This window comes from Halomonas sp. Ps84H-12, from assembly GCF_024124725.1.
Lineage (GTDB): Bacteria > Pseudomonadota > Gammaproteobacteria > Pseudomonadales > Halomonadaceae > Vreelandella > Vreelandella aquamarina.
On sequence record NZ_JAMXSJ010000009.1, the window covers coordinates 62,876 to 79,731 of the forward strand.

Below are 16,856 nucleotides of genomic sequence, written 5' to 3' on the forward strand. Positions count from 1 at the left end.
ACGGAAATTTAGAGCTAAATTAGCACGATAGTAGAAATTGTGCCATATCAAATCTAATTTGAGCACGTATTGTGATCAAAATGAGGTTGACTGGGTCGTAGGCCATTGCTTTAATGTGATTCATTGGCTTTAGCTCTGGCAACAGTCAGAGGGATGGCTTGCCGGCTATTGACTTGACGGGAGTGGCTTATGATGACTGCGATTATGCGATTTTTCCCTGTGGACAACGGCGACATGACGCTGCTCCAGTTGGAGTCAGGCAGATTCTTGCTCGTCGACATCAACATCAGGTCGGACGCAGACGACCCAGATGGTGAAAAGCCAGATGTAGCTGCTCAGCTTCGAAAGCTGTTACCCCGAGATAGCCAAGATCGACTTTATGTGGATGCCTTTCTGCTCAGTCACCCCGACCAAGACCACTGCCGGGGCTTAGGTAGTCACTTCCATCTTGGCCCGGCGGATGAATGGTCGAAGAAGGATGACAAAATATTGATCCGGGAAATGTGGTCTTCTCCAATCGTTTTCCGTCGTGCAAGCCGAAATCACACGCTCTGTGAAGACGCGAGGCTGTGGAACAGTGAGGCCAGACGGCGCGTAAAGCGTTTTCGCGATGGAGGGGCTGGAAAAGACGGGGAGCGGATTTTAATCCTCGGTGAGGACGAGAACGGTAAAACTGATGATTTGACCGACATACTCGTCAAGGTAGATGAAACCTTCAGCTTTATGAATGGCTCATTAGATGACAGCTTTTCAGCGACATTGCTTGCGCCGCTTCCGATCAATGACGATGAAGAGGAGCTTTCGAAGAATAAATCTAGCGTTATTCTTCAATTTTCGATCGCCGGGGGCGGAGTACCGGGTAAGTGCCTCTATTTAACGGGAGGCGATGCCGAAGTGGCCATTTGGGAAAGATTGTGGCAACAGCATAAGAAAGACCCTGACGTGCTCTCGTATGACGTATTACTGACGCCGCACCACTGTTCATGGCGCAGCTTGTCATACGACAGCTGGAGCGACAAAGGAGAAGATGCCCAGGTTTGTCAGGATGCGCAAAGCGCTCTGTCTCAGGCCAAGCCTGGTGCGATCCTGATTGCGAGCAGTAAGCCGGTGCTGAATGACTCAAATGATCCGCCCTGTTTTCGCGCAAAGCGAGAGTACGAAAATATTGCAGATGAATGCGATGGAAGCTTTGAGTGTGTGGGGGACCTTTCGCCAAAGGCGTTGGAAATTGAAATTGGAAGCAATGGTCCTAAGCCTAGAGCCAAACTACTGACTTCGGCTGCCATCGTGAGTTCGGGTCTGGTTGGGAGTCAGCCGGTTGGCCATGGGTAATTCAGGAGATTCTCGCCATTCACAGAAGCGGGAAGTTGATCGAACGATTGCGATCATTAAAGCCCACCCTCAGGTGAACCAGGTTAGTGAGCCTTACACCCAGGATGACGTTTTTCATCTTGATGTGATACTTGAGGTTCCTATGCCCAATGCTTGGAGGGCTATAGGTGAGAGCCCGTCTGGGGTGAGGCGATTTGAAGAGATTCATCTCAAGTTCCCCCGGCTATATCCATTGGACCCACCGGAGTTATCCCTGCGAGCTGACTTCAGCCGAAATCATGCACATATTCAGCCATGGCTTACCTCCGATGAACGACCAGTGCCGTGTATTCAAGACGGACAGCTTACGGAGTTCATGCAACAACATGGTATTGCCGGTATTTTAAATCAAACTGTGTTATGGCTTGAGCATGCCGCTGAAGGGCGTTTGATTGATCCTGAGCAAGGCTGGGAGCCCCAGCGAAGGGATGATACTCAAGATTTCTTGGTTGCTGACAGCTCTAGCCTACGAGCGACAGTCAGCCGCAATGGCGGGTTCCGATTCACCCGTATGGGTTACTTTCGGCGTCATGGGCATTGGCTATTCGGCCAAGTTTTTAATGACCAGGTTCCTGTGAATGAGAAGTCCATACGTGATGCGGTTACATGGACTACCCATAACGGGGAGTTCCAACACGGAGACAGCTTGGCATTGATTGTATGGCCAGGCAAGCAACCCTCTGGTGACCCTATTGTTTGCGATGTTTATGTACCGGATAACGTAAGAAATCTCAGTGATCTGAAGGAAAAAGCACGAGAGTTCGGATGTGTTCGGGAGCTTACCGATGGGCTAAACAGGCTTGCAAAGTGCGTCAGAAAATACCGCTCTAGGGAAGCCTGTCCAATAGGAGTTGTGCTGTGTGCTCGTCGTCCATGCAATATCATTGGGACCACCAGTAACATAGAAATATGCTGCTATACATTGGACTTCTACGCCAATGAGGCATTTCCTAATGGTGATGACACGCCGGTAAGACCCTGTGCTCATCGTGACCACATCACGCGAGAGCTATTATCTACACTATCCGGTCTTCCCGCTGAAGACACCCCTCCTATATGGACATTGATCGGTGCGGGTAGTCTCGGATCGAAAATAGCTCTGCATTTAGGCAGAGCCGGCCGGGGGCCAAGTACGATCATAGACTCGGCCATGATGGCACCGCACAATGCGGCTCGCCACGCGATAATACCCGCTGAGCCTGACAAGCAAATTATGTTAATGGACATGAAGGCGCGATTACTAAAAGAAGCCTTAGGCGGACTTTCACAGAACGTGACGGCAATCACCGACGATATAGTTGATGTATTCCACTCGCGCGCTCTATCAAAACACGCATGGCATAACGACACCTGGGCAATCGTCAATACGACAGCGTCGCTGCGCGCCCGCGCTGCACTCTGCACACAGGCGTTTCGTCACAGAGTAATTGAAGCCCTGCTATACGCAAATGGTAGCCTTGGTGTCATAGCAACCGAGGGTGCTAATCGTAACCCCGACGTCGGAGATATTTTCACGGAACTGTATGCTCTGGCCTCTGGCGACGACAAAATAAGGCAGCAGCTTTATCCCGAGGGTGGTGATATCGAACTTCAGCGTATTGTTGTGGGTGAAGGGTGTGGCTCAGCGACAATGCAAGTCTCGGACGGGCGGATTTCGATGTATGCGGCGGGAATGTCTGAGTATTTGCTATCCCGTCAACAAGATGGATTGCCTACAGAAGGTGAACTCCTGATTGGTCGGCTCTCTGGTACCGGAATCGGTATTAGTTGGGAGCATGTTCCTGTTGCCCCCGTGTGCATCGTCAGAACGGAAAACGAAACTGGTTGGACAATTCGTTTGAGCGCCCGCGCGCACGAAAAAATAGAACGGGAGGTTGCTCATTGGACCAGTGTCGAGACAGGTGGAGTGCTCCTCGGCCGACAAGATGAAGTAACACGGAGCTTTTACGTCATAGATGTACTGGCAGCCCCCGAGGACAGTCAGCGCTCACGACATAAGTTTGAGCTCGGTGTGAAAGACCTCAGGCGCACTCTTGATAACTACGTCAGAACTACAAATGCAACTTTGTATTGTCTCGGCACCTGGCACAGCCACTTGGCTCCAAGCGGACCGTCAGCGCTCGACAACCAGTCAGCACAGGCTATGGGGCTCGCCCGTCTTGCTCCCTCAATCTTGTTGATACACACACCAGATGGCTATCGTGCAGTCCTCGCTGAAAGGACAAACAGTGAGGGGGAAGCATGAATCTTGCTGAGCTGGTCACAGACCCCTATAACCGGCGCGCACGACTGCAGCCCGCACTATTGGCGCTTCTTCCAGTTGGTATCGTCGCTTTGATTTTTTTTCCCGGGCTTGAGTCAAAAGCTGCAACACTTGTTGGTGTCGCTGCGTATTTTGGAGGTGCGACCTGGCTGACCCAAATCGGTCGAGCCCGAGGAAAGCGTCTGGAAACCAAGTTATTCCAATCGTGGGGAGGCATGCCATCTATTTCTATGCTGCGCCACCGCGATAAGCGCCTCAACAAGTTGACGAAGGAGCGATATCACAACTTTCTATCCACACATATTCAGAACATCGATCTGCCCAGCTCCGAAGAGGAGTTGAATGATCCCGAAACAGCAGACGAAGTCTACGCATCAGCAAATGATTGGCTTTTGCAAGCGACGCGAGACCGAGAGTCGGCTAAACTCATTTTCGAAGAAAACATGAATTACGGTTTCCGAAGGAATTTCTGGGCCTTACGGCCTATGGCACTGTTGGTGGATTTGGTGCTAGCTGCAGTCGTCATTGTGCTGACTGTACCTTTGCAAAGCTTCCCGTTTTCCATCATAGAGTTAAATACCGCTACGCTCGTTGCCTTAGCTGTCATTGTCGTACACATTCTGGTTGTATTGGGAGCGACGAAGAAATGGGTGCTCGCCGCCGCAGAAGCCTATGCCAGGCAACTGCTTTCCGCATGCGATGTTCTCAACGACAAAAGTATTAAAGGTTAAAGTCCAGAAGTCAGCAACGACCTTCTGCTGCCTGATACTATGAGATAAGACGGGGTGAGCTTCTAACAGGCCAGCTCAATAAAGCTATCAGTCTCCCGATTCCCACTCCCACCAGGACTGAAACAGCTGGTCACCACCCGGCAGATAGGTGTGAACCTCCCGGCCATTCCAATCCAGCGCCAGAACCTGCAACGCAGCCTGTTGCAGTTCGGTATCCAAGGCCCTGAGTCGGTTCAACTCGAATGGCCAGCGGCTGGCTTTATATAGGCCAAGAAGGAATCGCCTGATATGCCGGGCCTGGCCACCTCCACTATGAGCGGCGTCGATCAGTATTGTGAGAGCCGGAAGCCCCGCGTCCTCCCGCTGCTGCCTCCGCTTTTCTTCTTGTTCCAGCAGAAATAGAAAGCTTTCGGGAAGCATGGTTGTTTTGTCCGTCATGTGCATAACCTCATATCGACTTCACGATTATGCTGCCATGGACGACGCAGTAGGCACGGCTCTCAAACTGCCCGTTTTGGGCAAGAACACCGGTTTGCCCCGAATTTATTTCAGATCGCCATTGTGTCGGGGTGATCTTTTTCGGAACTTTCGCTCCAGGAACACTTCCAGCCGATCGGCGTTGCGGTAGGCCATAACGCAGATAAAAAGTACGACCGCGACAAAGCTCAGGAATGCAATCAGGGTGGCATATAGATTCAGCATATTCAGGTCTCCAATAGTTGATTGCCCTGTCAGGGCACTTTGTTGGTTTCAGGCCGCAGCATCGGCCTGTCTTTGTTCTTTGGCGACAGACGCGATCAAGTGCCGCGAGCAGCTCAGCATCTCCTGGATCTCGCTGTAGCTGAGGCCGCTCTTGAGAAGGCTGGCGATGTGTTGCCTGCGCTTCAGGTCTGGCTGCCGCCCCTGGTACTTACCCTCCGTTTTTGCTTTATGGATGCCCTGGAACTGCCGGCGCCGGCGGTCTTCGTAATCTTTGCGGGCCACGGCAGCCAGCATGTCGAGCATCATGGCGTTGACCGCCCGGAGAATGGAGTCTGTGAATCCGGTATCGTCTTTCTTTTCCAGGGCGAGCCAACTGGTTGGTAATTCCGGGGAGACGATGGCCAACCGCTTGGCGGCCAGCTTTTGCTTGAGGGAGTCCCAGTCACTCTGTTTGAGGCGAGCCAGCCGATCAATTTGTTCGACCAGAACGATGTCGCCCTCACCAGAATCTGCGATCAGTTTCATCAGCTCGGGGCGGTGCAGGGTAGCGCCGGACACGTTCTCCACGTAGAAAGCGGCAATGCGCTGACCGTGGTTGGCTGCGAACTGTACCAGTGACTCCCGGGCTCGCTCCGCATTCTGTTCCTGCGTGGATGCCCGAAGGTAGGCTCGAATAAACATCGTCGGTTCCTCAGTCTGTTATAAGTGGTTCTCTCTGACCAGTCTGGTTTAGGTGGTTCTGGTGGCCGTTACCGGGTTCGAACCTATGGTTCTCCTGATCTGTACCCATAAGGAACCATCTCAAGAGTCGAGAAACTCCCCGAACGGATCGTCCGCTCGATAAATCTGGTTGATTCTGTCGTCATCGAAGAAACCCTCTGTACCGCCATTGCTCCCAGTGCCGGAAGTTGCCTTGTTGCTCGCGCCGGTTGTCTCCTCATCACTGCCTCGACTGAACGACGCCATCTTTTGTTCGAATTCAGGAAACGTCATTTCTCCATCGGGTCCTTTGGCGAAAACCGTCTTGTAAGCATCGACTGCGGCCAGTGCGAAACGAGTGAGCAATGCGACCATCCAGAGCGCGAACAATAGATACCATGCGTAAAGCGCAGCATCGGCGCCCCTAAAGACGATCTCCACAACGCCGATTCCGGCGAGCCCCACTGCTACGATCTTTGCCACTCTCACCATGGCTTCAGTCCCCGATAGTTCTTTACATTGAAGCTACCAGAACCTGAGAAAATGCAATTTTTGCCCGGCGTCAGGCCGCTGCGGCTTGCCCGGCCAGCCACGGCAGTTTCACCTTGCTGTAGGCATCATTCGTCATCGCCCTCAAATCTTCCACGTCTAGGCGTGGAACCAGAAACGCCGTGCCTTGGTATCGAGCTCGCGGGTAGTCGGATGGCTGGAATACGCCATGAGGGAGGTCGTCCTCATCGCCCAGCCACTGTCTGAGCCGGAGATCGATACACCAACCCTGTTCGAGCTCTACCCAGCAATGGGGAGCGGTGGTCATTCGGCTCAGTCGGTCCTCCGCGTATCCGATCCGGCATTGATGGAAGATGCCTCGCTCGCTCAGGGCATTGCTGATCACAAAAGTCATGTAGACGCTATCGACTCTCAGGTCCTCCAGCGGCAGCAGTGCCAACTCAAGTTCATCGTGCCAGTCACTCATGGTCGGGCTCCCTGAACATCAGCTGTTGGCCCTGTTCATACAACACCGGATAGGGGAGCGGCTCGCCGTCCTGGATCACGGTGTTCGGTGGAAAGTACATCACTATCCAGGGAGGCATGCCGGCGCTGACAGCGCCATAGAATTCATCTACAGGAAAGGTGAGTTCATGGCCGGACTGCCGAAATACCAGTCGGGAGTATTTCTCGGGGTGGTTGGCAGCGATGTTGTAACTGTCAGCTTCACCGCCGATGACATAGCTTGGTGTCTTCCAGTGATTCGGTTGTTGGATGTTGTAGGCGATGATGCAGTTGCTATCGGCACAGCCATATCGCTCTGCTGTTACCGACCACAGCATGAGCGGGTGCCCGTCAATTTCTGGCGTCTTCACGTCTGTGAGTTTCGTTGCCGTAATTGCCATCGACTCGCCGGCCTGGGTGATGGCCTCATCTACGACTGCAACATAGTGGTCATAGGCGTCATCCTCGTTCGCCGCCAGTGATTCCGGCATCCAGCCCATCAGGCTGGGTCGCGCCGAAGGGTTGTCCGGCGTCATCATGATGTCAGTGGCGTTGAAGAGCAGCGTCTGGGTGCCGGTAAGATGACGAAGCGGCGCATCTAATGAGGTAGCCAGACTGGCCAGGTCGAGGGCGCTTACCAACAAACCCTTTCGGTACGAGCGCGTCCCGTCTGGTGAATTCCGCAGGTCCTGATCGTAGACGCCGCCGGCACGGGCCAGATTCAGTGCGCGGGATGATTCGTCGTCATAGTGTCGAGGCATGGCAGCGCAACCCGCGAGCGCGGCTGTAGTTACAGCAAAACAAATAGTCTTCAACTTGGTCATTTTGAACTCCTGCGTTTTCTAAAATACTCGCACGAAGTTTCAAATATGCAAGAAGAAAATCAAGAAATATCTAATAAAATCAAAGGCTTGTTCTGTCAGTGCAAACTTCGATGTATCCGCAGTGGTGCATCGGGAGTGCCGCTCTTGCTAGACTTGCCAGAAGGTTTTTTTCGGTTTAGACAAGGTGTTGGTAAATCGGAAAAGGATCAGAAATTCCCAGTTTCCCACTTATCCCAGTTTATAATCATGGGTAGTAACCGATTGGGCCGCTCAGAGATAAAGTTTCTACCCATGGGTAGTAAAATGGGTAGTGTGGGGCGAAGATCGATGCAAAAATTAAGGCAATCATCTGTTTTTAAAGGATTTTAATTTTTTATTCTTCGAGCAGATTCAGAATATTGAGTGAGAGGTGGCAGCCGAGCGGGTCGAGCGCGTGGCGATGATTCCGGGGGGCAGGCTAGGATTCGATATCCACGCTTGGCAAAGTGATCGTTAACACCTGATGGTGTCTGACGCGTTTACGGATTTCGTAAAGAGCCCCGCTCACAGCCCCAACAACTCCTCAACCGGCAAGTGGCTGGTCGCCTTCATTTCCCTCAGCGAGAGGTTGGAGCGGATGCTCGACACGCCGGGCAGTTTGCGCAGCACCGTTTCGACGAAGTGGCTGTAGTCGTCCAGGTCTTTGGCGACTACCTGTAGCAGGAAGTCGGCTTCGCCGGTGGTGTTGTGGCAGCTCAGTACGCGGGAGCTGGCCTGGATGATGCGCTCGAACTCTGCCGTGGCGGCTTCGCTGTGCTGGGTGCAGGTGATTTGCACGAAGGCCAGCACGCTGGCGCCGACTTTACGGCGGTTGAGGATGGCCTGGTAGCCTTCGATCACTCCCAGCTCTTCCAGGCGTTTGTGGCGTCGCCAGCAGGTGGCTTCGCTCAGGTGCAGCTGCTCGGCCAGCCGTGCGTTGGCCACCCGCCCGTCTGCCTGCAGTAAGGTGGCTAATCGGGCCTCCTTTTTATCAAGCTCGCTCATTTTGAAAGGCTCTTTCGGTTTATTCATGTTGTTGAAAAGAGTGCTTCAAAAAGGCGCAGGATGTCCATCAGAAGGAAACGTAATTTCGGGCGTGGCTCGTTATAGTGCGTATACATCCAACGCACCGTCGACCGTTCAGGAGTGAGCCATGAAAGCCGTGGTATTCGAGCAGTTTTCCGCCCCGCCCAGCATCCAGCAGGTGCCCGACCCAGCGCCAGCGCCTCACGGGGTCGTGGTGAAGGTGATGGCCAATGGCGTATGCCGCAGTGATTGGCACGGCTGGATGGGCCACGACCCGGATATTCGGCTCCCCCATGTGCCGGGGCACGAGCTATCCGGCGTGGTGGAAGCGGTGGGCAAGGACGTGACGAAGTGGCGGGTCGGGGATCGTGTGACCGTGCCGTTCGTGGGCGGCTGCGGCACTTGCCCGGAGTGTAACGCAGGCCACCATCAGGTATGCGATAGCCAGTTCCAGCCAGGGTTTACTCACTGGGGCTCGTTTGCCGAGTATGTGGGCATTTACTACGCCGATGTGAACCTAGTCGCCCTGCCAGATACCCTAGCGTTCGACACTGCCGCCAGCCTGGGTTGCCGGTTCGTGACCTCTTTTCGTGCGGTGGTGGATCAGGGCCGCGTGTCCCCCGGGCAGTGGGTGGCCGTGCACGGCTGCGGCGGTGTAGGGCTGTCGGCCATCATGATCGCCAGCGCGGCGGGCGCGAACGTGGTGGCGGTGGATATATCCGAACAGGCGCTCGCCTTGGCGCGCCAGTTGGGCGCGGTGGCCACGGTGAATGCCAACCAAGAGGCCGAAGTGGTGGAGTCGGTGGTGGAAATCACTCAAGGGGGCGCGCACGTCTCGCTGGATGCGCTGGGTCACCCCACCACCTGCTTCAACTCTATTAGCAATTTGCGAAAGCGCGGCAAGCATGTCCAGGTAGGGTTGATGCTGGCAGATCACAGCACGCCAGCCATTCCCATGAGCAAGGTGATTGCTAATGAGCTGGAAATTCTGGGCAGTCATGGCATGCAGGCCCATCGCTACGATGCCATGCTGGCGATGATTCAGTCGGGCAAACTGGCGCCGGAAAAGCTGATTGGCCGCCGCATCACGCTAGAGGAGTCGGTGCAGGCGTTGATCAACATGGATAAGTTTGAAGGCGTGGGGGTCACCGTCGTCACGGAATTCTGATAAAAGAGGGCTGCTGATAACGCATCAGGTGAGTATCACGGCGCTGACCGGTGGGGGCGTTAGCTCTGGGGAAATGGTGGTCGTGCGCCCGCAAGAGGATAGCTTCACGGTGGTGGGGCGGCTGAGCGTTCCCAGCCGTTAAGGCGTTCTATTCATTTCCTTCAATGAACCGGGGCAAATTATTCGCTCCTCATCCGTCAATTGAGGTTTTACGCTGGGCGTATTGATAAGGAGAGCATTATGACATCAGCCAATACTCCATCCGTTCGCCGTGTGGTCGCTCAGCATCCTGCCCATCGGGACGATATCGGTGACCTGGTCACCCGCAGGCCGCTGCCGGGGCCTGGCGTGGATCAGCTCGATCCGTTTCTGTTCCTGAATCACCACGGCCCGCAGGTTTACCCGGCCAACAACCGCGGGCTGCCCTTTGGGCCGCACCCGCACCGTGGGTTTGAAACGGTGACGTTTATTTTAGAAGGCTCGCTGGCCCATGCCGACAGCGCCAAGCACCAGAGCGTGATTCACGCAGGCGGTGTGCAATGGATGACCGCCGGTAGCGGCATCGTCCATGCGGAAATTTCGCCGGAGGAGTTTCTGCGCGAGGGCGGCCCGCTGGAAATCTTGCAGCTGTGGGTCAACCTGCCGTCACGGCTGAAGATGAGCGAGCCGCGCTACGTGGGCTTGCAGCAAGAGGGCATCCCCGCTGTTGAGCTGTCGGGCGGCGGTACGCTCAACCTGATTGCCGGGGAGTGGCAGGGGCAAACAGGCCCGATTGAATCGCTGACCGGCGTGTTCATGTCGACGCTAGCGCTGCCTGGGGGCGCGCGTGAGCAGCTACCCGTGGCTCCTGGCCGGCAGGTGTTTCTGTACGTGGTGAGTGGTGACGTGACGGTGGGCGGCGAGCCTGCCAAAGCGCACCATTTGATCGAGCTCGACCGTGACGGCGAAAGCCTTGCCATCGAGGCAGCCAGCGATGCGCGCCTGCTGTTTGGCCATGGCGATGTCATTGATGAGCCGGTCTACTCCCACGGCCCCTTCGTGATGACCACCCGCGACGAGATCGTGCAGGCGGTAGAGGATTACCAGAACGGCAAGTTTGGCGGGCTTACCCTTTAAAGACCCGCTAATGCTCTAAACGCCCGCGCTACACCGGCTCGCCGCGATAGTAGTGCCATAAAAACAGCGACCCCACGCTGCGCCAGGGTGCCCAGTGCTCTACCATCTGGCGCGCCTGCTTCGGCGTGGGTTTGTTTTCCATGCCCTTCAGGCGGCCCAGCGCCACTCTTAACGCAAGGTCGTCGGCGGGGAAGATATCGGGGCGCTGGAGTGAGAACATCAGGTAGATCTCGGCGCTCCAGCGGCCAAACCCACGCAGCTGGGTAATCGCGGCAATCGCCTCGTCATCGCTGAGGTGCGCCAATCCATCGGCGCTAAACGTGCCCGCCAGCTCCGCCTCTGCCAGCCCTTTGGCATACTCGATTTTACGCCACGATAGCCCCGCATCGCGCATCGCGCAGCGCCTGGCCTTCCACCTCCATCACCGCTTTGGCGTGCAGCTCCGGCAGCAGCGTATTCACCCGGCCCATGATGGCCCGTGCGGCCTCGGTAGAGATCTGCTGGCTGACGATGGTCGAGAAGAAGGTCGCAAAGCCTGGATCGCGCTGGCGCGGGTTGGGCGCGCCGACTAAGGGGTAAGCGCGGGCAATGTCGGGGTCGGCATTGGCCAGTGCCTGCATGGCGTGCTCGATGGTGCTGGAGGTCATAACCGGCTCACTTGATGAAAAGATAATCGTAACATCCTAGCAGTTGCTTCTTGGGTGCTGCCGCGTCAGTGTCCACGGGGCTGCCCCTTTGCACGCTAACTTTTTTAGCGTCATATATTTCTACTTTCGTCTAATCCTGCCATCATTTGACGCAATCTAAGACCGTTTTGATAAGCAGGCGTTTTATCCAGCGCCTGGGGAGAGAGGTATGCAAGAGTTGTCATCGGGGCTGGCGCGTAACCCGCGATTGGCAGAGTTTGTACTGGCGCTGGGTGGGTTCGGCATTGGTACCAGCGAGTTCGTGATCATGGGACTGATGAACCGCGTGGCGGAGGATTTAGCCGTAACGGTGCCGCAAGTGGGCTATGCGATTAGTAGCTACGCACTGGGCGTGGTAGTGGGTGCACCGCTGATTTCGGCGCTGGCCGCACGGGTACCCAGGCGGGCGCTGCTGATTGCGCTGATGCTGGTGTTTGCCGTGGGCAATATTGCCAGCGCCATGGCGCCGGGGTTTTGGTCGTTTGTGGGCCTGCGCTTTTTGGCGGGGCTGCCTCATGGTGCCTACTTCGGCATAGCGGCGCTGGTCGCGGCAGGAGCGGTGCCGATTGACCAGCGAGCGCGGGCTATTTCGCGGGTAATGTTGGGGCTCACGGTAGCGATTTTAATTGGTGCACCGCTGGGTACCTGGGCGGGTAACGTCTTTGGTTGGCAAATCGCTTTTGCCGGTGTGGGAGTGATTGCGCTGTTAACGGCACTGCTCATTCGGTTATGCGTGCCGGTGCAGCCGTTTGATGCCCACGCGAGCCCGTTAAGAGAGCTATCTGCACTGGTGAAGCAGCGGGTGCTGGTGACCATTGCGATTGCCTGTATTGGTTGCGGCGGTATGTTTTCGATCTTCAGCTATGTGATGCCGACGCTGACCCAGCAGGCGGGCATGAGCGAAGCGCTGGGGCCTTTGGTGCTGGTCATTTTTGGCCTGGGCTCCATCGCCGGTAACTTGGTGGGCGGGCGCATGGCGGATAAAGACCTGATGCGGGCCATTCCTACCATTTTGGTGTGGTGCGCGGTGGTGCAGGGGCTGTTCTACTTTGCTGCCAACCAGGTGTGGTCGGGACTGCTGTTCGTGGGATTGGTGGGCACCAGCATGGCGCTTGCGCCGTCGCTGCAAACCCGCCTGATGGACGTGGCCGAAGACGCCCAAACCATGGCGGCCTCCATGAATCATGCGGCGTTTAACGGGGCGAACGCGCTGGGGGCATGGCTGGCGGGCTTGGCGATTAGCGCTGGGTTCAGCTGGTCGAGCACGGGGCTGGTAGGGGCCGGGCTTGCGCTGTGTGGCCTAGTGATTTTCGCTTGGGGGCGCTGGCTGGAAAAACGCACCTATCCCGCGGAGCCGTCGGTGGCTCAGAACTACAAATAAAGCGCTATAAATAAGTGATTGCTAAATAAATATTTAGAGCATTTAAAGTGGCAAAAAACGCTTATCGTTTCTAGGGTGTAAAGGTGCAATCCATAAGGAGGTGACCTATGCATAACCTAGTGAAGACATCGCGCGTTGTAACCCCGCGACTCGTAACATTAAGTGCTATTGCAGCGATGACTCTGGCGCTGGCGGGCTGTGGAACGACCACTAGCGAGCGTGCTACCAGTGGTGCTGGCGTAGGGGCGGCTGTTGGTGCTGGGGCCGCTGCGGTCACCGGTGGTAGCGTCACCCAAGGTGCTGTGATTGGCGGTGGCGTGGGTGCTGCCACCGGTGCCGCCACTGATGAGGACGATATCAACCTCGACTAACCCGCCTATCTATCGACACAGCCTGAAGCCGCGCATGCCTAAATGAAAGTGGTCGGCATGCGCGGCGTTGTACTCAGGCCCCAGTACATTGCCGAAGGTATCGCAGGCGCCATCCCGCGCTGCCCGCAAGAGCTCTCCCATTTCTCCCTCGTCATCCCAGTCGCGAATCAGCGTAATCTGACCTCCGTGTGGTTTCTTGAACCCCTACAGTCCCTGCCAGGGGTGTGCGATACTGCGCACCCAATAACGCCGGCAGTGGCCGGCCTGCGTGATAACGAACGACCATTTTGACTAACTAGGGAAGCGCTTCATGTCCCAGGGTACGCTGTTTATTGTTTCTGCCCCGTCGGGCGCGGGTAAAACCAGCCTCGTTCGTGAGCTGATCGAAAGCCTGGACGGCATTCAGGTGTCGGTGTCGCATACCACGCGTGCCAAACGCGAAGGTGAGGTCAATGGCGTCAACTACCACTTTACCCAAGTGCCTGACTTCGAAGCGATGATCGACCGCGGCGACTTCTTCGAGTATGCCAAGGTCTTCGACAATTACTATGGCACGTCGCGTCAGTCGGTCCAAACCTTGCTAGACGCGGGGCAAGACGTCATCCTAGAGATCGATTGGCAGGGCGCGCAGCAGGTACGCGAGCAGATGCCTTCTGCCGTGTCGATCTTCATCCTACCGCCATCGCGTAGCGAGCTGGAGCGACGTCTCTCCAGCCGTGGCACCGACGAACACGCGGTGATCGCTCGGCGCATGCGCGATGCGGTCAGCGAGATGTCTCATTACGATGAGTACGATTACTTAGTGATTAACGACGATTTCACCACCGCCCTGCAAGAGCTGCAGTCGCTGGTGATCAGCCGCCGCCTCACGCGTGCTGCAATGCAAGAACGCCACGCCCCCTTGCTCGATGCGCTCTTGTCACAGGCGCCTAGCGTCGAGTAATCTATCAGGTCCTATCACCACTCTTTTCGCTGGGTCGGCGACGTTGTTCAACAACGCCGGCCCGGCGTCGTCATTACAGGAAGGCCCCATGGCTCGCGTAACCGTTGAAGATTGTCTGGAAAATGTAGAAAACCGCTTCAAACTGGTGATGATTTCCACCCATCGTGCTCGCCAGCTGGCCCGCGGCTCCCGCGATGCACTGCTGCCCTGGGAAAACGACAAGCCGACCGTGATGGCGTTGCGTGAAATCGCCGCTGGCCTGGTCGACCACACCGTTTTGGACGAGCCAGTTGAAGCTCCTGTGCGTGCGCGTCCTGCTATGACGCCTAGCGCTCAAATCGACGATTAAGCTAGCACCGATTAGAGGCGCGGTACATGTTCACCATTGATGACCTAGCTGACCGACTCGGCGGCTACTTACCCCCGGATGAGATCCAGCAGGTCAAGCGCGCCTTCTACTACGCTGAGCAGGCCCACGATGGCCAGCGCCGCCGCTCTGGCGAGCCGTACGTCACCCATCCGCTGGCGGTCGCTAATATTCTCGCTAACATGCACATGGACCATCAGAGCCTGATGGCCGCCATGCTGCATGATGTGATTGAAGACACCGGCGTCTCTAAAAAAGCCCTGGCGGCGCAGTTTGGCAAGCCTGTGGCTGAGTTGGTAGATGGCGTCTCCAAGCTGACCCAAATCACTTTTGAAGATAAAGCCGTCGCTCAGGCGGAGAATTTTCAAAAGATGGTGTTGGCAATGTCGCGGGACATCCGCGTCATCATCGTCAAGCTGGCCGACCGGCTGCACAACATGCGCACCTTGGGCGCACTGCGGCCCGATAAAAAACGCCGCATTGCCCGTGAAACGTTAGAAATCTACGCCCGTATTGCAGGGCGACTGGGGATCAACACCATTCGTGTGGAGCTGGAAGACCTCTCGTTCCAGGCGATTCACCCCATGCGGGCCGAGCGTATCAAACGCGCGGTGGCCAGCGCGCGGGGCAATCGCCGCAGCGCCATGCGGGAAATCCAGGCCTCGCTGCAGCAGAGCCTGGACGACGAAGGCCTAAAAGGCACGGTGATTGGCCGCCAAAAACATCTGCTCTCGATTTATAAAAAGATGCGCGACCAGCGCAAGCCGTTTGCCGAGATTATGGATGTCTTCGGTTTTCGCATTATCACCGAAGACGTGGCCAGCTGTTATCGCATCCTTGGCGTCGTGCATAACCTCTATAAGCCGGTACCGGGGCGCTTTAAAGACTACATCGCGATTCCCAAGGCGAATGGTTACCAAAGTCTGCACACCACGCTGTTTGGCCAGCGCGGCATGCCCATCGAGGTGCAAATCCGCACCCGTGAAATGGAAGCCATGGCCAATAACGGAATTGCCGCGCACTGGCTCTACAAAGCCGGGCAGACGGCGCATCCGATTGCTGAAGGCAGCCATGCCCGCGCCCGTGCCTGGGTGAAAGGGCTGCTGGAGATGCAGCGCCACGCGGGGGATTCGTTGGAGTTTATCGAACACGTCAAAAACGACCTGTTCCCCGACGATGTCTACGTGTTCACCCCAAAAGGCGACATCATGGAGCTGCCCCAGGGCGCCACGGTGATCGACTTCGCCTACAGCGTACACACCGATATCGGCAATAACTGCATCGCCTGCCGCATCGATCGCCACCTCGCGCCGCTCTCCACGAGGCTGGAAAGCGGCCAGACGCTGGAGATTATCACCGCCCCCGGTGCGCGGCCGAACCTAGCGTGGCTGAATTTCGTCACCACTGCCAAGGCGCGCTCCGCCATTCGCCATGCGTTGAAGCATCAGCAGCAGGCGGAGGCGGTGATGCTGGGCCGTCGACTGCTCAACAAGGCGCTGGCATCGTTCGAAACGAGCCTGGAAGAGCTCGACGAGAGTGTCTTCGAACAGGCGTTCAAAGAGTTGGATGTGTCGTCGCTGGACGCCTTGCTCGAATCGTTGGGGTTAGGCAACCGCATGGCCCACGTAGTGGCCCGCCGTTTGGTCGATGTTGCGCATGGCGATAGCTTTGATAAGACGCTTTCCGACAATAGCGATAAGGCTGTGGTGATTAGCGGAAGCGAAGGCATGGTGCTTAACTTTGCCCGCTGCTGCCACCCGTTACCCGGCGACCCGGTGGTAGGGCATCTGTCGGTCGGTAAAGGGCTGGTGGTACACCGTAGCGAGTGTAAAAACCTCGCTGACCGTAAAAACGATCCTGAAAAGCTGTTTGCCCTGGAGTGGTCCGAGCATATTGATGAGGACTTCCCTGTGGCGCTGCGCATCGAAATTGAAAGCCGCCGTGGCCTTGTTGCTGAACTGGCAGGCCTAGTGACCGATGCCGATGCCAATATCGAACGTATCGGCATTGAGGAGCGCGATGCTCGGCTTTCCACCGTCAATCTCACGCTGTCGGTGAAAGGACGGGTACACCTCGCCCGTATTATTAAACGCATTCGCAACCTGCCCAACGTTGGCAAAATTACCCGTACTGCAAACTAAACGCTTATGCGCCTAGCGCTGGCTTTTCAAGCTGGCAGCGTAGGCCATGGTGATAA

At 56.2% G+C, this 16,856-nt stretch carries 16 protein-coding genes and 2 pseudogenes; 10 read left to right on the plus strand and 8 right to left on the minus strand.

What is annotated here, in order from left to right:
- The first annotated feature begins 189 nt into the window (after positions 1-189).
- The 3 genes from NH344_RS06670 to NH344_RS06680 are packed head-to-tail and all read left to right on the plus strand — an operon-like array spanning position 190 to position 4,365.
- Positions 190-1,332 (plus strand): metallohydrolase, encoded by a 1,143-nt coding sequence (locus NH344_RS06670; RefSeq protein WP_228168734.1) that lies wholly within the window; start codon positions 190-192, stop codon positions 1,330-1,332.
- Entirely contained in the window at positions 1,325-3,616 is a 2,292-nt protein-coding gene (locus NH344_RS06675) for a Mov34/MPN/PAD-1 family protein (protein WP_228168735.1), read from the plus strand. Before NH344_RS06670 ends, NH344_RS06675 begins: the two co-directional genes overlap by 8 nt.
- On the plus strand, positions 3,613-4,365 hold the full coding sequence (locus tag NH344_RS06680; protein WP_044628635.1) for a hypothetical protein: 753 nt from the start codon (positions 3,613-3,615) through the stop codon (positions 4,363-4,365). Before NH344_RS06675 ends, NH344_RS06680 begins: the two co-directional genes overlap by 4 nt.
- 87 nt (positions 4,366-4,452) lie before the next feature.
- Here NH344_RS06680 and NH344_RS06685 read toward each other — a convergent pair whose 3' ends face one another.
- The 6 genes from NH344_RS06685 to NH344_RS06710 all read right to left on the minus strand — a co-directional run bounded on the left by NH344_RS06685 (position 4,453) and on the right by NH344_RS06710 (position 8,606).
- Positions 4,453-4,803: a hypothetical protein gene (locus NH344_RS06685; protein WP_044628636.1), complete on the minus strand. Its 351-nt coding sequence runs from the start codon at positions 4,801-4,803 to the stop codon at positions 4,453-4,455.
- A 312-nt stretch (positions 4,804-5,115) separates the two neighbouring features.
- Positions 5,116-5,748, minus strand: coding sequence for a recombinase family protein (locus NH344_RS06690; RefSeq protein WP_137093841.1), 633 nt, complete (start codon positions 5,746-5,748; stop codon positions 5,116-5,118).
- Positions 5,749-5,868: 120 nt separating this feature from the next.
- Entirely contained in the window at positions 5,869-6,258 is a 390-nt protein-coding gene (locus NH344_RS06695) for a hypothetical protein (protein WP_253027669.1), read from the minus strand.
- Positions 6,259-6,328: 70 nt separating this feature from the next.
- Positions 6,329-6,742 carry a hypothetical protein gene (locus tag NH344_RS06700; protein ID WP_058577361.1) on the minus strand — a complete coding sequence of 138 codons (414 nt, stop codon included), beginning with the start codon at positions 6,740-6,742 and terminating at the stop codon, positions 6,329-6,331.
- A complete protein-coding gene (locus NH344_RS06705; RefSeq protein ID WP_044628640.1) occupies positions 6,735-7,583 on the minus strand; it encodes a hypothetical protein in 849 nt (282 codons plus the stop codon). The genes NH344_RS06700 and NH344_RS06705 overlap by 8 nt, the downstream gene beginning before the upstream one ends.
- A 543-nt stretch (positions 7,584-8,126) precedes the next feature.
- Positions 8,127-8,606, minus strand: a complete 480-nt coding sequence (locus NH344_RS06710; protein WP_044628641.1) for an Lrp/AsnC family transcriptional regulator — start codon at positions 8,604-8,606, stop codon at positions 8,127-8,129.
- 148 nt (positions 8,607-8,754) lie between these two features.
- Between NH344_RS06710 and NH344_RS06715 the strand changes: the two genes are divergently transcribed.
- Both NH344_RS06715 and NH344_RS06720 read left to right on the plus strand, forming a co-directional pair.
- Positions 8,755-9,795 (plus strand): zinc-dependent alcohol dehydrogenase family protein, encoded by a 1,041-nt coding sequence (locus tag NH344_RS06715; protein ID WP_172515115.1) that lies wholly within the window; start codon positions 8,755-8,757, stop codon positions 9,793-9,795.
- 240 nt (positions 9,796-10,035) lie between these two features.
- Positions 10,036-10,911: a pirin family protein gene (locus tag NH344_RS06720; protein ID WP_137093838.1), complete on the plus strand. Its 876-nt coding sequence runs from the start codon at positions 10,036-10,038 to the stop codon at positions 10,909-10,911.
- A gap of 28 nt (positions 10,912-10,939) precedes the next feature.
- Here NH344_RS06720 and NH344_RS06725 read toward each other — a convergent pair.
- Positions 10,940-11,558 (minus strand): annotated as a pseudogene (locus NH344_RS06725) (DNA-3-methyladenine glycosylase 2 family protein).
- 208 nt (positions 11,559-11,766) lie between these two features.
- Here NH344_RS06725 and NH344_RS06730 point away from each other — a divergent pair.
- Together NH344_RS06730 and NH344_RS06735 are read left to right on the plus strand one after the other, a co-directional pair.
- Positions 11,767-12,978: an MFS transporter gene (locus NH344_RS06730; protein ID WP_074211257.1), complete on the plus strand. Its 1,212-nt coding sequence runs from the start codon at positions 11,767-11,769 to the stop codon at positions 12,976-12,978.
- 107 nt (positions 12,979-13,085) lie between these two features.
- On the plus strand, positions 13,086-13,349 hold the full coding sequence (locus NH344_RS06735) for a hypothetical protein (RefSeq protein ID WP_044629293.1): 264 nt from the start codon (positions 13,086-13,088) through the stop codon (positions 13,347-13,349).
- 9 nt (positions 13,350-13,358) lie between these two features.
- Here the strand turns inward: NH344_RS06735 and NH344_RS06740 are convergent.
- A pseudogene (locus NH344_RS06740) lies at positions 13,359-13,538 on the minus strand (extensin family protein); the annotation flags it as partial.
- A 121-nt stretch (positions 13,539-13,659) separates the two neighbouring features.
- Between NH344_RS06740 and gmk the strand changes: the two are divergent.
- The 3 genes from gmk (at position 13,660) to NH344_RS06755 (ending at position 16,800) form a co-directional block, all read left to right on the plus strand.
- Positions 13,660-14,292 (plus strand): guanylate kinase, encoded by a 633-nt coding sequence (gene gmk / locus NH344_RS06745; RefSeq protein ID WP_044629294.1) that lies wholly within the window; start codon positions 13,660-13,662, stop codon positions 14,290-14,292.
- Between the two features lie 88 nt (positions 14,293-14,380).
- Positions 14,381-14,641, plus strand: a complete 261-nt coding sequence (rpoZ, locus tag NH344_RS06750) for a DNA-directed RNA polymerase subunit omega (protein WP_044629295.1) — start codon at positions 14,381-14,383, stop codon at positions 14,639-14,641.
- 26 nt (positions 14,642-14,667) lie between these two features.
- Complete coding sequence (locus tag NH344_RS06755) at positions 14,668-16,800, plus strand: RelA/SpoT family protein (protein WP_044629296.1); 2,133 nt, start codon at positions 14,668-14,670, stop codon at positions 16,798-16,800.
- Positions 16,801-16,856: the final 56 nt, after the last annotated feature.

Coding starts and splice junctions, on each gene's coding strand:
- NH344_RS06670 (WP_228168734.1), top strand. CDS start 190: ATGATGACTGCGATTATGCGATTTTTCCCTGTGGACAACGGCGACATG.
- NH344_RS06675 (WP_228168735.1), top strand. CDS start 1,325: ATGGGTAATTCAGGAGATTCTCGCCATTCACAGAAGCGGGAAGTTGAT.
- NH344_RS06680 (WP_044628635.1), top strand. CDS start 3,613: ATGAATCTTGCTGAGCTGGTCACAGACCCCTATAACCGGCGCGCACGA.
- NH344_RS06685 (WP_044628636.1), bottom strand. CDS start 4,803: ATGACGGACAAAACAACCATGCTTCCCGAAAGCTTTCTATTTCTGCTG.
- NH344_RS06690 (WP_137093841.1), bottom strand. CDS start 5,748: ATGTTTATTCGAGCCTACCTTCGGGCATCCACGCAGGAACAGAATGCG.
- NH344_RS06695 (WP_253027669.1), bottom strand. CDS start 6,258: ATGGTGAGAGTGGCAAAGATCGTAGCAGTGGGGCTCGCCGGAATCGGC.
- NH344_RS06700 (WP_058577361.1), bottom strand. CDS start 6,742: ATGAGTGACTGGCACGATGAACTTGAGTTGGCACTGCTGCCGCTGGAG.
- NH344_RS06705 (WP_044628640.1), bottom strand. CDS start 7,583: ATGACCAAGTTGAAGACTATTTGTTTTGCTGTAACTACAGCCGCGCTC.
- NH344_RS06710 (WP_044628641.1), bottom strand. CDS start 8,606: ATGAGCGAGCTTGATAAAAAGGAGGCCCGATTAGCCACCTTACTGCAG.
- NH344_RS06715 (WP_172515115.1), top strand. CDS start 8,755: ATGAAAGCCGTGGTATTCGAGCAGTTTTCCGCCCCGCCCAGCATCCAG.
- NH344_RS06720 (WP_137093838.1), top strand. CDS start 10,036: ATGACATCAGCCAATACTCCATCCGTTCGCCGTGTGGTCGCTCAGCAT.
- NH344_RS06730 (WP_074211257.1), top strand. CDS start 11,767: ATGCAAGAGTTGTCATCGGGGCTGGCGCGTAACCCGCGATTGGCAGAG.
- NH344_RS06735 (WP_044629293.1), top strand. CDS start 13,086: ATGCATAACCTAGTGAAGACATCGCGCGTTGTAACCCCGCGACTCGTA.
- gmk (WP_044629294.1), top strand. CDS start 13,660: ATGTCCCAGGGTACGCTGTTTATTGTTTCTGCCCCGTCGGGCGCGGGT.
- rpoZ (WP_044629295.1), top strand. CDS start 14,381: ATGGCTCGCGTAACCGTTGAAGATTGTCTGGAAAATGTAGAAAACCGC.
- NH344_RS06755 (WP_044629296.1), top strand. CDS start 14,668: ATGTTCACCATTGATGACCTAGCTGACCGACTCGGCGGCTACTTACCC.